This window comes from Paraburkholderia sp. MM5477-R1 (assembly GCF_050436385.1).
Classification (GTDB): Bacteria; Pseudomonadota; Gammaproteobacteria; order Burkholderiales; family Burkholderiaceae; genus Paraburkholderia; species Paraburkholderia tuberum.
In genome coordinates, this window is sequence record NZ_JBNDMC010000005.1 from 402,612 (window position 1) to 415,301 (window position 12,690).

At 60.3% G+C, this 12,690-nt stretch carries 9 protein-coding genes and 2 pseudogenes; 8 read left to right on the forward strand and 3 right to left on the reverse strand.

All coding sequences use genetic code 11. The annotated features are described in order from the left end of the window. Window positions 1-72: 72 nt before the first annotated feature. From ggt to purU, 3 genes are all read left to right on the forward strand, one after another. Window positions 73-1,797, forward strand: a complete 1,725-nt coding sequence (gene ggt, locus OKW35_RS14190) for a gamma-glutamyltransferase (protein ID WP_429552355.1) — start codon at window positions 73-75, stop codon at window positions 1,795-1,797. A gap of 24 nt (window positions 1,798-1,821) precedes the next feature. Then, complete coding sequence (locus OKW35_RS14195; RefSeq protein WP_429552356.1) at window positions 1,822-2,937, forward strand: PLP-dependent aminotransferase family protein; 1,116 nt, start codon at window positions 1,822-1,824, stop codon at window positions 2,935-2,937. 63 nt (window positions 2,938-3,000) lie between these two features. Then, window positions 3,001-3,891 carry a formyltetrahydrofolate deformylase gene (gene purU, locus OKW35_RS14200; RefSeq protein WP_429552357.1) on the forward strand — a complete coding sequence of 297 codons (891 nt, stop codon included), beginning with the start codon at window positions 3,001-3,003 and terminating at the stop codon, window positions 3,889-3,891. A gap of 132 nt (window positions 3,892-4,023) precedes the next feature. Here purU and OKW35_RS14205 read toward each other — a convergent pair whose 3' ends face one another. Next, window positions 4,024-5,100, reverse strand: coding sequence for an NAD(P)H-dependent flavin oxidoreductase (locus tag OKW35_RS14205; RefSeq protein WP_429552358.1), 1,077 nt, complete (start codon window positions 5,098-5,100; stop codon window positions 4,024-4,026). Between the two features lie 1,039 nt (window positions 5,101-6,139). Between OKW35_RS14205 and OKW35_RS14210 the strand changes: the two are divergent. The 4 genes and pseudogenes from OKW35_RS14210 to OKW35_RS14225 all read left to right on the forward strand — a co-directional run. Then, a pseudogene (locus tag OKW35_RS14210) lies at window positions 6,140-6,397 on the forward strand (transposase); the annotation flags it as partial. Window positions 6,398-6,629: 232 nt separating this feature from the next. Continuing rightward, window positions 6,630-7,988, forward strand: coding sequence for an IS110 family transposase (locus OKW35_RS14215; RefSeq protein WP_429552359.1), 1,359 nt, complete (start codon window positions 6,630-6,632; stop codon window positions 7,986-7,988). Between the two features lie 24 nt (window positions 7,989-8,012). Continuing rightward, window positions 8,013-8,930: pseudogene (locus tag OKW35_RS14220) on the forward strand (IS3 family transposase); the annotation flags it as partial. Window positions 8,931-9,169: 239 nt separating this feature from the next. Beyond that, window positions 9,170-9,403 carry a hypothetical protein gene (locus tag OKW35_RS14225; protein WP_429552360.1) on the forward strand — a complete coding sequence of 78 codons (234 nt, stop codon included), beginning with the start codon at window positions 9,170-9,172 and terminating at the stop codon, window positions 9,401-9,403. 529 nt (window positions 9,404-9,932) lie between these two features. Here the strand turns inward: OKW35_RS14225 and OKW35_RS14230 are convergent. After that, the gene (locus OKW35_RS14230) at window positions 9,933-10,226 is read right to left on the reverse strand and encodes a hypothetical protein (protein ID WP_429552361.1); all 294 of its coding nucleotides are present in this window, start codon (window positions 10,224-10,226) and stop codon (window positions 9,933-9,935) included. 47 nt (window positions 10,227-10,273) lie between these two features. Here OKW35_RS14230 and OKW35_RS14235 point away from each other — a divergent pair, with 47 nt between their 5' ends. After that, a complete protein-coding gene (locus OKW35_RS14235) occupies window positions 10,274-11,359 on the forward strand; it encodes an IS630 family transposase (RefSeq protein ID WP_429550962.1) in 1,086 nt (361 codons plus the stop codon). A 179-nt stretch (window positions 11,360-11,538) separates the two neighbouring features. Here the strand turns inward: OKW35_RS14235 and OKW35_RS14240 are convergent, their stop codons facing one another. Further along, complete coding sequence (locus tag OKW35_RS14240; protein ID WP_429552362.1) at window positions 11,539-12,675, reverse strand: hypothetical protein; 1,137 nt, start codon at window positions 12,673-12,675, stop codon at window positions 11,539-11,541. Window positions 12,676-12,690: the final 15 nt, after the last annotated feature.

The window sequence follows — 12,690 nt, forward strand, 5'->3', positions numbered from 1 at the left end:
CCGCGCGGGCCATGTTGCGCGTTCAGTGCCGCCGGCTCGTCTCGATATCCATTCACTTTCAAATATCAAACAATGAATATCTCCAACAATACACCGGTTGAAAGCGCAAGTACGCCTGTAATTCTAGAGCACGACGCAGCCAAGGAGACGTGGCATTTCATTGAACGGGCCAAGCGCGAGACAGGCTACGGCGGGAAGCCCAAACTCAAGGCTGGCGCCGTTGCCGCGCCCGACCGCTACAGCGCGGATGCAGCGGAAGCTGTGCTGAAGGAGGGCGGCAATGCGATCGACGCCGCGATCGCCGTGGCTTTCGTGCTGGCGGTCACCTACCCCGAGGCCGGCAACATCGGCGGCGGCGGTTTCATGAACATTCACTTCGACGGCCAGCCGTACTTTCTCGACTATCGCGAATGCGCGTCCGCGCAGGCGACGCGCGACATGTATCTGGACGACGCAGGTGAAGTGGTGCCCGGAAAGAGCGTGATGGGCCATCATTCGGTCGCCATTCCAGGAACGGTGAGAGGGCTCTGGGACGCGCATCAGCGCTTTGGGACGATGCCGTGGCGACGGCTTCTGGAGCCGGCGATCCGCTATGCGAAGCAGGGCTTCGTCGTGCATCGCCAGCTCATCGAACGGCGGAACGTAATGCTGGCCGATTTCCAGGGCAAGACGAATTTTGCGCGGTTCTTCGGCGCGATGGCGCAAGACACGGTATTCCGTCAGCCGGATCTCGGCAATACGCTGGCGCGCATCGCGAAATACGGCATGAGTGAATTCTATCTGGGCGCGACGGCGGAATTGCTCGTCAGGCAATTGACGACACACGACGTGCCGGTCACCCGCGACGATCTGCGGAACTACTCCACCGTGTGGCGCAAACCGCTCGTTGACAGCTGGAATGGCTACCAGTTAGTGACCGCACCGCCGCCCAGTTCTGGCGGCATTGGACTGATCCAGCTATTGAAGATGAAGGAGGTGTTGAAGGGCGCGTTCGTGGGCGTCGCGCACAACTCGACGCAGTACGTACACCTTCTTTCGGAGATCGCGAAGCGGGTGTTCGCGGATCGCGCCGAATACTTGGGCGATCCCGATTTCCAGACGATGCCGGTGGATCGCCTGCTCCATCCCGCCTACCTCCATTCCCGCGCGATGGAGATCGACCTCGCCGTGCCGTCGAAGATCAGCGCAGTCAAGCCGGGTCTGCAGGAAAGCGACGAGACCACGCACTTTTCGATCGTCGATAAGGCCGGCAACGCGGTGTCGAACACTTATACGTTGAACTCAAAGTTCGGTAGCGGGGTGGTTGTCGAAGGCGCTGGCTTCCTGCTCAACAACGACATGGACGATTTTTCGTGCAAACCCGGCGTAGCCAATCGTTTCGGCTTGGTGGGCACAGAAATCAATGCGATTGCGCCGAACAAACGCATGCTGTCGTCGATGACGCCGACGATCCTCACCAAAGATGGGCAGGTGTCGCTTGTGATCGGCACGCCGGGTGGGTCACGCATTTTCGGGTCCATCTTTCAGGTGATTAACAACGTGCACGACTTCGGCATGTCGCTCTCTCAGGCGGTGGCGGAGATGCGTGTGCATCATCAGCTTTTGCCGGTCAACACGGTCTATTGGGAGCCGTATGCCCCGATCGAAGGCCCGCTGGCGGAAGAACTGATCGCACGGGGCTACAACCTGCAATCGCGCTTCACCAACGGTGACATCCAGGTGATCCGTGTCAACGACGACGTTCCGGAAGCGGCGGCGGATCCGCGCGCGCGCGGCACCGTCCGTCTGATTAACTAACCGGCAACGTCGGAGGTTCCGAATATGAAAGTAATCGATTTGTCCAGAGGCATGCCTGATCCGCAATCGTTTCCTATCGACAAGCTGCAGGCACTGACAGTCAGTGCCCTCGCGAGAGATGCAAACCGGATGCTGCAGTACGGTCCAGCGTTCGGCTATACGCCGTTGCGTGAGTTCATCGCGTCATGGTTCGACTGTGCTGCGTCGAACGTGCTGGTCGGTAACGGTTCGCTCGAAATTTTCGGCTTCCTCTGCGAGGTTTATCTGAAGCCGGGCGATGTGGTGTTCGTCGAGCGGCCGACTTACGACCGTGCCCTCACGATGCTGAGGCAGCATGGAGTGACGATCGTCGGCATCGACGTCCATGGGGGCGGCATCTGTCTCGACGTTTTTGAGCGGGAATTGCAGCGGCACAAGCCGAAGCTGGTGTATCTGATTCCCGATTTTCAGAATCCTACGGGGGTGTGCATGGCGCTCGACGCGAGGCGAACGATGATCCGCCTTGCGCGCCAGCATCACTTCCTGATCGTCGAGGATGGGCCTTACGGATTCCTCCGCTATACCGGAAATCCGATCCCGTCGATTCACAGCATGGCGCGGGATATCGTGCTGCACCTCAGTTCGTTTACGAAACTCATCAGTCCGGGCGTCAGAGCCGGCTTTCTGGTCGCGCCCGCGGACGTGGTCCAGCGGGTGGCGAGGGTGGCTGAGCGTCACTACATTACACCCGGCGTGTTTGCGCAAGGCGTGGTGGCGGCCTGGTGCGAGGACGGGCAGTTGCCCTTGCAACTCGACCGGCTGCGGCGGCTTTACGGGCCGCGTCTCGACGTCTGCGTGCGGGCGATTGAGCGCTATCTGCCCGGACGGCTCTTCGTGCGTCCTGAGGGTGGCTTCTTCGCGTCGGTGCAGTTGGGTGCGCATATCGACGAAAGCTCGCTGCTAGCGGCCGCCGGGGAAGCTGGGCTGGCGCTGTCGTCGGGCAACGCGTTCTTCAATGCCCATCCCGGCTATCAGTTCCTACGCCTGCCGTTTTGCGCGCTGACCGAGGCGGAAATTGTCGACGGCATCCAGCGTCTGGGCGACGTCGTGAGTCACCTCAACATGTCGGCGCGGCTAAAAAAGACGCGCGTCGTAATCTGATAGCGGAGGCGTATTGTGTTGACACGAATCGAAGACGATACGCCTTCCTGCGGAGGTGAGGCGGTGCTGCGGCAGGAGCCGCCAGTCGCGCGTGCGCAGTTCGTGCTGGTGATGAAGTGTCCTGCGGACAGAGGGATGACCCATCGCCTAAGCGGCCTGCTGAGCGACCTACGCTGCGATATTCTGGATTCCTCGCAGTTCTCCGATCCTGAGTCGCAGGTTGTCTTCCTGCGCATTCTCTTCTCGGTGGAGGATCAGGCGATCACCGAAGGAGTGCTGCGCCGGGATATCGGCTTGCTTTACCCGTCGCCCGGGGTAGACTGGCAACTTTTCGATAGGCGTAAGCGTATTCGGGTCTTGCTGATGGTCTCGAAGGCTGGCCATTGCCTGAACGACCTGCTGTTCCGCTACGCGAGCGGCACGTTGCCTGTCGAGATCTGCGGCGTGGTGTCGAATCACCGCGACCTAGCGCCGCTGGTGGACAACTACAATCTGCCGTTTCATCATTTCCCGCTGCCTTCGCAGGCGGCGGTTGCAGTCAAAGCGGCGCAGGAGCAGCGCGTGCTCGATCTTGTGGAAGCATACGACATCGATCTGGTGGTTCTCGCGCGCTACATGCAGATCCTGTCGGCTGCCACGTGCGACTCGCTGAGCGGGCGCGTAATCAACATTCACCACTCGTTCCTGCCGAGCTTCAAGGGCTCGAAACCATATGAGCAGGCGCATGAGCGAGGCGTCAAGCTGATTGGCGCCACCGCGCATTTCGTGACCGGGTATCTTGATGAAGGGCCGATCATCGAACAGGACGTGGAGCGGATCGACCATGCAATGTCGCCGGATGCGCTGGCAGCGATCGGCCGGGACGCCGAGTGTGTCGTGCTGGCGCGTGCGGTGAAGTGGTTCGCGGAACGCCGGGTCTTGCTGAACGGCAACAAGACGGTGGTATTCAAGTAACGGCCGGGCAGCTTCGAAGCAGGCGGTCCCGACGGCAGGGACCGCCTGCTGTGCGCACGCCTGGAATAGGCGCATTGCGGGAGGAGGCCGACCGCCACGCATGCATCCTTTATCGCACGCGTTCGCGAACCATCAACGCAGCAGGACAGCCGTTTCTTCGGCCAGCAGCCGGACGAGCGCGGCGGCCCGAATACCCTCGTCACGCAGGCGGCTCAGGCCTGCCGCTTGCCCTGCCCATAGTGAAATGAAGTCGGGGCGATTTGCGGCGCCGGCGGCTTTGCGAATTTCCGTCGTCAACGCATTTTGAACGGGATAGGCGGGGAATTGCTGCTCGCACCCAGACATACGTCGCATGTACTCGTTGACGATACCGCGTGCGGGGCGGCCCGTGAAGGCGCGGCTAGTACGCGTCGACGTATCGGCTGCTTGCCGAATCTTTTCCTTCCACGCCGGATGAATCGGTGACTCGACGCAGGAGAGGAACGCCGTGCCCAATTGTGCGGCTTGGGCGCCCAACATCAAGGCGGCGGCTATGCCGCGGCCGTCCATGATACCGCCCGCTGCGATAACCGGCAGCGAGACTGCATCCACGATCTGCGGAACGAGTGCGAGCGTCCCGATCATGCTGTCGTCGGGATGCCCAAGGAAGGTGCCACGATGGCCGCCCGCTTCGGCGCCTTGGGCGCAAATAATGTCTGCGCCGTTGGCTTCCCATACGCGTGCTTCGGCAACGCTCGTCGCCGTGCCGATAACGAGGCTCCCGGCCTGATGCAGACGTTTGACCGATGGCGCGTCGAGCAGGCCGAACGTGAAGCTGGCGACCGGCACCTTGAGTTCGACGACCGCGTCGAGCTGTTGACGAAAATCTTCGCAATATTGAGCGAGTGGCTGGGCGTCCGCGAGGCCGAGCTCCGCACGCACAGGATGCAGCAGCGCGATCGAGCGTTCTAGTTCATCTCTGGTCGGGGCGGGCGTGTCGAGCACGAACAGATTTATGTTGAACGGCTTTGACGTCTGCGCGCGGATCGAGGCGACCTGTGCATGGATCGCAACAGGGGGAAGCCCAGCTGCGGCAAGCGACCCGAGGCCGCCAGCGTTCGATACTGCCGCGACCATGTCGGGGGTCGAAGCGCCATTCATCGGACCTTGAACGATGGGCAGCGAGATGCCTATGTGGCTAGTCAGGGGAGTGGAAAACGAGTGGGGCATGAAGTATTTCCGCAAGTGAGAGGAACAGCCGGAATGAAGGTAAGGGGAGGGTATGACGACGTGGGCGTCATGTGTTGGGTATCCGCACCTGATGAAGGGTGGAGGCGAGGCGCCTCGCTTGAACGGTCATTGTCACATGACGGAGCGACTGGTAGGCTGCCGAAATACTGTTCTCCGGGGGCTACCCCTAGCGCAAGTCGCGCGAGCGGTCCGTAAGGCTTCCTAAGCGGTCGGCAATTTCCCCCCTTGCCGGAAGTATTTCAGAAACCTGCTAGATGTCTTCCATGTGAAGTTGCGACGGGCGCTGACTAGACCAATAAAGGATGAGGAGGAAGTTGTAGAAGAGACTGAATGAAACACCCCCAATGCCAAGGGTGATGAGAATCCCATCAAGCATAGAACCATTCCCCGTGTGATTTTGTTAAAGCACTTTCGGAAGGCAAATAGCATCCAAATTATATGCATGTTGGGCGCGTGACGATAATGAATAAATAAGAATCAAACTTCTCAAAACAAGAATGTGTTGGTGAGGATCATCCTACGATGGTCTGCTGCAAAACGACTGGACAGTCCCTGGTCAAGCTCTCCGGCTGGTTCACAACGCGCACCAATTCATGCTCTCGGGCGAAGCGATGCGAAACCGCCGAAAGGGTTTATCCACCGAAGTCGGAAGGATCCCAATCTTGACGGCACGCCGAACTCGCGGAGCACACCAATCGGCTCGCCGCTAAGTTGCTCGAGCAAATGCATCAGCGCTGAAGCGCGTCGCTGGCGCAGTTGCCCGGCCTGTTGCAGGCGGCCAATGTACCCTAAGTCTCACGCGGAACGATGCGAGGGATCTTTGAGCCCATGGCACAAGGGATTGAAGATCTTCTTGCCCAGGTCAAGCACCCGCAGACCTGACACATCGTCGTCAGAGCCCTGCCTGGCATGCGTTTCGGGATGACTTTACGTTTATGAGCGGCGGGCGCTTTTTGAGCTTGCCCCCGAAAAACGTATCCCTTGCTGAGTATTAGACTGCTGCAAGGAGAAACGAACGATGAGCGAATTGAAGCGTGCGCGGTACACCCTGGAATTCAAGCTGGAGGCGGTACGGCTGGTGAAGTCGGGCCAGAGCCTGGCGGCGGTGTCGGCTATTCTGGGGGTGTCGAGCCAGACGATTTCGAACTGGGTACAGGCGGACCGCAAAGGGACGCTTGCCGGTCCAGGTACGAAGCCGGTGACCGAGGAACAGATGGAACTGGCCCGCCTGCGTGCGGAGAATGCGCGGCTGAAGATGGAGCGCGACATTCTAAAAAACATCCGAAGGGCCATGCCCTCCCCAAGGAGCAGAAACTCCGGGCAAGTCCTACACTGGCCACGCTGAAGGGAGCGGCCGTCCGCTTACTGGTGACTGATCCCGTTAAAAAACATGGTCCAGGGACCGATGCGGACCCGGCATTGGTGACACCGTGAGGTGATCCCGTTCAGGAAAGTGATAGATACCGCAGTCCCGCCCTTTGGCACTTCCATGACCAGGAGGGTCAGACATGGCACAGCCCAAACCGAGGCGAACCGTCGCTCGCCGCACCGATATGTCCGTTGTCAATCCGCACGCCGCAGGCATCGATGTCGGCGCACAGTTTCACGTTGTCGCGGTCGGACCCGAATGCGCCGAGGAACCGGTGCGTTCGTTCCGCAGCTTCACCGCCGATCTTCACGAACTTGCCAGGTGGCTCAGGCAGGTCAAGGTCACGACTGTCGTGATGGAGTCGACCGGGATTTACTGGCTTCCCGTGTTCGAAATCCTCGAGTCTTATGGTTTCGAGGTGTTGCTGGTCAACGCCCGGGAGGCAAAGAGCGTGCCGGGACGCAAGAGCGATGTGAACGATGCCCAGTGGCTGCAGAAGCTGCACCGGTACGGACTGCTGCGCGCCAGCTTCCGCCCCCGACAGGAGGTGGCCACGCTACGATCCTATCTGCGGCAGCGGGAGCGCCTGCTGGAATATGCGGCGTCCCATATCCAGCATATGCAGAAGGCAATGATGCAGATGAATGTACAGTTGCATCACGTCGTTGAGGACATCACAGGCGTCACCGGCATGAAGATCATCCGGGCGATCGTCGCGGGTGAGCGCGATACCGATGTCCTCGCACAGCATCGCGACAGGCGCTGCAAAGCCTCCATCGAGACAATCCGTGAAGCGCTGGGCGGTCATTACCAGCCCGAACACGTGTTCGAGCTCACCCAGGCCGTGGCCCTGTACGACTTCTACCAGACCCAGGTGACGCAATGCGATCAGCGGATCGAAATCGCGCTCAAGCAGTTGCAGGCTGGCATCGAACCCGTCGCCGCGCCACTGCCGGCAGCGCGACATCGAGGCAAGCAGTCAAACGACTTCTCATTCGACGTGCGTGCTGCGCTGTACGGGATGCTCGGTGTCGACCTGACGCAGATTCACGGCCTGGGACCCTACGTGGCGCTCAAGCTCATTGCCGAATGCGGCAACGACATGTCCCGCTGGCCGAGCGTGAAGCACTTCACGTCATGGCTGTGCCTCGCACCTGGCAACAAGATCTCGGGCGGCAAGATCCTGTCTTCGAAAACGCGCCGCTCCTCCAGCAAGGCCGCTGCCGCGTTGCGGCTCGCCGCCGTCACGGTCGGTAGGACCGACACCGCTCTGGGCGGCTTCTACCGACGGCTGTCAGCCCGCATCGGCAAGGCGAAGGCCGTCACTGCCACCGCACGCAAGATCGCGGCGCTCTTCTACAACACACTGCGCTACGGCATGGAATATGTCGATCCAGGCGCAGCCTATTATGAGGAACGTTATCGGCAGCGGGTCCTGAACAACCTGACGCGCCGGGCCGAGTCCCTGGGCTATGTCCTTCGGGCCAAAGCGACCTGACTCAGGGGAGTTTCTCAGGAAAGCGGCGGCGTACTTTGCGAAAGAGTCGACGTGAAGTACGCCTTTATCGAACGGGAGCGAAAACGCTGGCCGGTGTCGATGCTGTGCGAGTTGCTGGATGTCAGCCCGAGTGGGTATCACCAGCGGCGTCAGCGGTCTGCCGCGGGCCGGGAGAGGCACCGTCCGGTACGAATCGGCAATGACGCTTTGCTGGCCAACATACGTGCGATTCACGCACAGGTGAAAGGCGAGTATGGCTGGCCGCGCATGACCAAAGAACTGGTTGCACGCGGCGTCCGCGTGGGCAAGGAGCGAGTTCGCATGCTGATGGTGCGACATTGCATCCGCGCGCGGCACAAGCGCAAGTTCATCGCGACGACGAATTCGAACCACGACCTGCCGGTCGCGCCAAACCTGCTGAAGCGCGACTTCACGGCGAGCGCACCGAATCAGGTCTGGACGAGTGACATCACCTATGTCGCGACGGCGCAGGGATGGCTGTATCTGGCGGTCATCATTGACCTGTTCAGCCGGCAGGTAGTGGGCTGGTCGATGCAGCCGCACATGAAAGCCGAACTGGTCACGGATGCGTTGCGTATGGCGTGGTTCCGTCGGCACCCGCCGCCCGGCCTGACCATGCATAGCGACAGGGGCAGTCAGTATTGCAGCGGACTCTTCCAGGACGCGCTCAAGGCGTACGGTATGCGTTCGTCAATGAGCCGGCGTGGCGATTGTTGGGATAATGCGCCGACCGAAAGTCTGTGGGGTTCGCTGAAGGTCGCACGACTGCACGGTCGGCACTTCGCGACGCGGCGTGCCGCGATGGATGAAATCATTGATTGGCTGGGTTTCTACAATGCCCATCGGCTACACTCGACGCTCGGCTACGTTAGGCCCATGGCGTTCGAAAAGAACTGGCTCGCTGCCCAGCGAGCCGCCTAAATCCCCTTGGCTATGGGATACGTCAAACAGGGGCAAGGTCATTTAGCCTATTTCCGCCGGTCACCACACCATCCCGCGACGAACTGGCGAAGGGAAATCCGGGAAGCTCGCCGGATTCGATCCAGCCTGAGCTACCGTTGGATTTCGACGACGGGTGACGTCGCGTCGCCGTGATAAAGTGCCCTCGATCAGTCGCTCCGCCACGGGAGGCAGGGTTAATGAATCACGACCATCGGCAAATGGCAGCATCCTCGAGACTTTCGATGCTGCTCGATGAACTCGAACAAGCACTGCCCGCACTGGCCGGCGCAACATCGGCGGGACCAGCATTCCTTTCGGAACTCGACGGCCGACTGAACGGCTTGCGCTCGCTGCTCGCCAATCCGTCGCACCGCGGGCGTCCGCGTCATGCGCGATCGCCGGCGAGGCGGTCAGCCCAGAGGGACGGCACGCTGCTCGCATCACTGTTCTGACGCCTCGTGCACTGAAGCACCTGGGCGAGAAAAGCCGTGACGCCAGCCCGCCAATAATCGGGTCATTCGTCATCGGACGCGGGTTCGCCCACACCGCTCAAGCCCATTTCGAGGGTCTTGCGCGCCATATCCGACCGAGGCCCGCCATATCGCAGAGTATCGCCCACGCGATATAGGGTACGGGCGTTTCTCCGCTCATCCAGCGTCTGACCTGGCGGCCGCCATGCTCACTCAGCCCAAGTATCCTGGCAAGAGCCCGACCCGACGGGCCGATGCGTCGCACCACCTCCTGAACTTCAGTGCCCCGAGGCCGCTCCCAGCCCTCTTCCGCCGGCAAGAGACACTCGGCCCGAATGTGTCAAACGAACTATCGTTGATACGAATTTCTACAAAAGTTGGTGCTTTTTCAGTTCTGTGACGAATTCCGGGCTGAAGAGCCTTGTGTAGCAAGGGTTTCCGGCTGATTGACGTAAAGATGGTACGCCGTGTAGCGAGAGACTTTGGCCTGTCTCACCCGACGCGTCGCGTCTCAATCAAGAACCTCGAGCCCGTTTTCAGCGCCCCATTGCCTCAGTGCCTTTTCGACAGAGTCGGCTTCAAACGCATACCAGCGTTCCAGAGCACCTTCGCGCGCGAGTAAATCCTTGAAGCGCGCGTATCCCCCTCGCGGCTGGAAAAACCCTTCAATCTGGTCATAACGCGCAGGCAGCTGCTGTGCGGCAAAGCGCAGGGCGAGACTGCTTCCGAGATCAAGTTCGTTCTTGTGCGGTATCGCGAGGTAGCGATCCGAGTCTTCTAGTGTAGTGCGTCGTAAATAATGCAACTTAATCGCGATTTGCGAGTCTCCTTCTAGGTGATGAGGGAGAACCCATGAGAATCGCGGCAAAAGTTGAGCTGAGCGAAGGCCAGCGCAAACAATTGGAAACGTGGGCGGCTGGGCGGAGGGTTCCGGTACGACTGGCCGAGCGTGCCAAGATGATATTGCTCGCGGCACTGGGCCACACAGACAAAGAGATCGGTGTGCAGTTGGGTATCTGGCGAGGCACGGTGGCGCGCTGGCGAGCGCGCTTCATCGCGGACGGTGTGGCGGGGATCGAGCGGGACGAGACGCGACCCGGGCGCAAGCCGAAGATCTCTGCGCGCAAGGTCAAGGCCATCGTGGCGATGACCACGCAGCAGCGTCCCGATAACGCGACGCATTGGAGTACGCGCAGCATGGCGGCAGTGGCCGGCGTCAGCGAGGCGAGCGTGAGGCGCATCTGGCAGGCGCATGGACTCAAGCCGCATCGGATAGAAACCTTCAAAGTCTCGAACGACAAGCACTTTGCCGAGAAGCTGGAGGACATCGTCGGCCTTTATCTCGATCCACCTGAGCACGCACTGGTGTTCAGTTGTGACGAGAAGTCCCAGATCCAGGCTCTGGACCGGACCCAGCCTGGCTTGCCGATGAAGCGAGGTCGAGGTCAGACGATGACGCACGATTACAAGCGCAATGGTGTGACGACGTTGTTCGCCGCGATGAACACGCTCGATGGCAGCATCATTGGTCAGTGCCAGACGAAGCATCGTCATCAAGAATGGCTGGGCTTCCTGCGCAAGATCGATCGCAGCACCCCCAAGGGTAGGGAACTACATTTGATTGCCGACAACTACGCCACTCATAAGCATCCCGAGGTGAAGGCGTGGCTGGCCAAGCACCCACGATTTCACATGCATTTCACGCCCACCAGCGCTTCCTGGCTCAATATGGTCGAACGCTTCTTTCGTGATCTGTCCGAGAACCAGCTACGGCGGTCAGCCTTTCGCTCGGTACCCGAGTTGGTCAGCACGATCGAGCAGTACATTGAAAAGCACAATGGTGATCCAAAACCCTTCATCTGGACCGCTAAAGCTTCCGACATTCTGGCGAAAGTAACGCGTGCCCGCACCAAGCTGAATAAGATGCAATCCGTTTGACGCAGACCACTAGATCCTCGGGAATCTCCTCCTCGATCGTGTCGATGGCATCGGAAATCCAGTAGATTTTTCCCGTATCGAGCGAGATATACGCCTGGTGTTCCATCGGCGCTGCATAGCTGACGAAGTCGAAGGCCGAGGAAAGATCATCGAATTTGACGGCGACCATGACGTTGACCTCATCGGGATGTTTTTGCTTTCTGTGGGGATCGTGGTGTCGCCGGCGAACGTGTGGGTGGTTTTTGCGTGGCGGTTGAACGGGGCGCCTTTGGAGCCCCCGCGCGAAGCTTGCCAGCAGGTTTTGCGGCAACGACGGGTTTGACTACCGCTTTAGGCGCCGCCGTTTTGCCTTTCGAGGTCGATTTCGCGCTCGCTGAACGGGTCGCCTCTGGTGCGTCCGCACGCGCCTTGCCAGCAGGTTTTGCGGCAACGACGGATTTGACCACCGTTTTGGGTGCCGCCGTTTTGCCTTTCGAGGTCGATTTCGCACTCGCTGCCGGTTTAGCTGGGATCGATGGCGTGGGAACCCGGCTCGATTGCGAAGCGGATTGCCTGCCTGCCCGTTTGCGCGCCGCAGGCGGTGTGGCGAGCGGCTCGCTGCCGGTGTCGATCTCGATACCGAATACGTCGCCCAGGGCCGCGTTGTCGAGGACCTTGCCCGACACGGGCGCGGGTCCCGCTGCGGACAATCCGGCACCCGTGCTGCTGACGAGATCGGCGGCGTCCACACCCCGCAGCGTGAAGAGCAGTTCGGGCTGCTGGTCGAACCGGGCGCCGATACCGTACAGCACCGCGGCCACATGCTTGCACATCGACGCCCAGTCCAGGCAGCTGCAACCGAACCGGATATCCTTCGGCGAGGGAAAGAGCCCCGTGCCCGGCTTGCAGATCCGTTCCATGACGGCGCCCGATAGCTTGCCCTGCAGCAGCTCGACCATGGAATCGATCGATGACGCGCAGTCGGCGACCAACGTGCGCCAGTGTTGATTAGCAGACGCACTGACGTCGATCTTGACCGTGTAGAGGCTCGATCCCATGACCTGTGCGTGTATTTTGCCCGCCGTGATCTGCAGATCGATCACCGAACCGTTACGGACGTAGGTGCGCCCGCGCGGCAGGCGATTACCGTAGTCGCTGTAGCGCTCCAGATTATCGCACCACGCCTTGCCCCAGAAGGTTTTCGCGATGGCGCCGCGATACGGCGCGATCGGCGACAGCATCCTGCCGGTCTTGATTGCTTTCGCGACCTGCTGTTCGGCTTTTCTCCGGCGTTCAGCCACCGGGACATAAGGTTTCCATCCACCGTAGTAACCCATCACATTCCCTTTGCG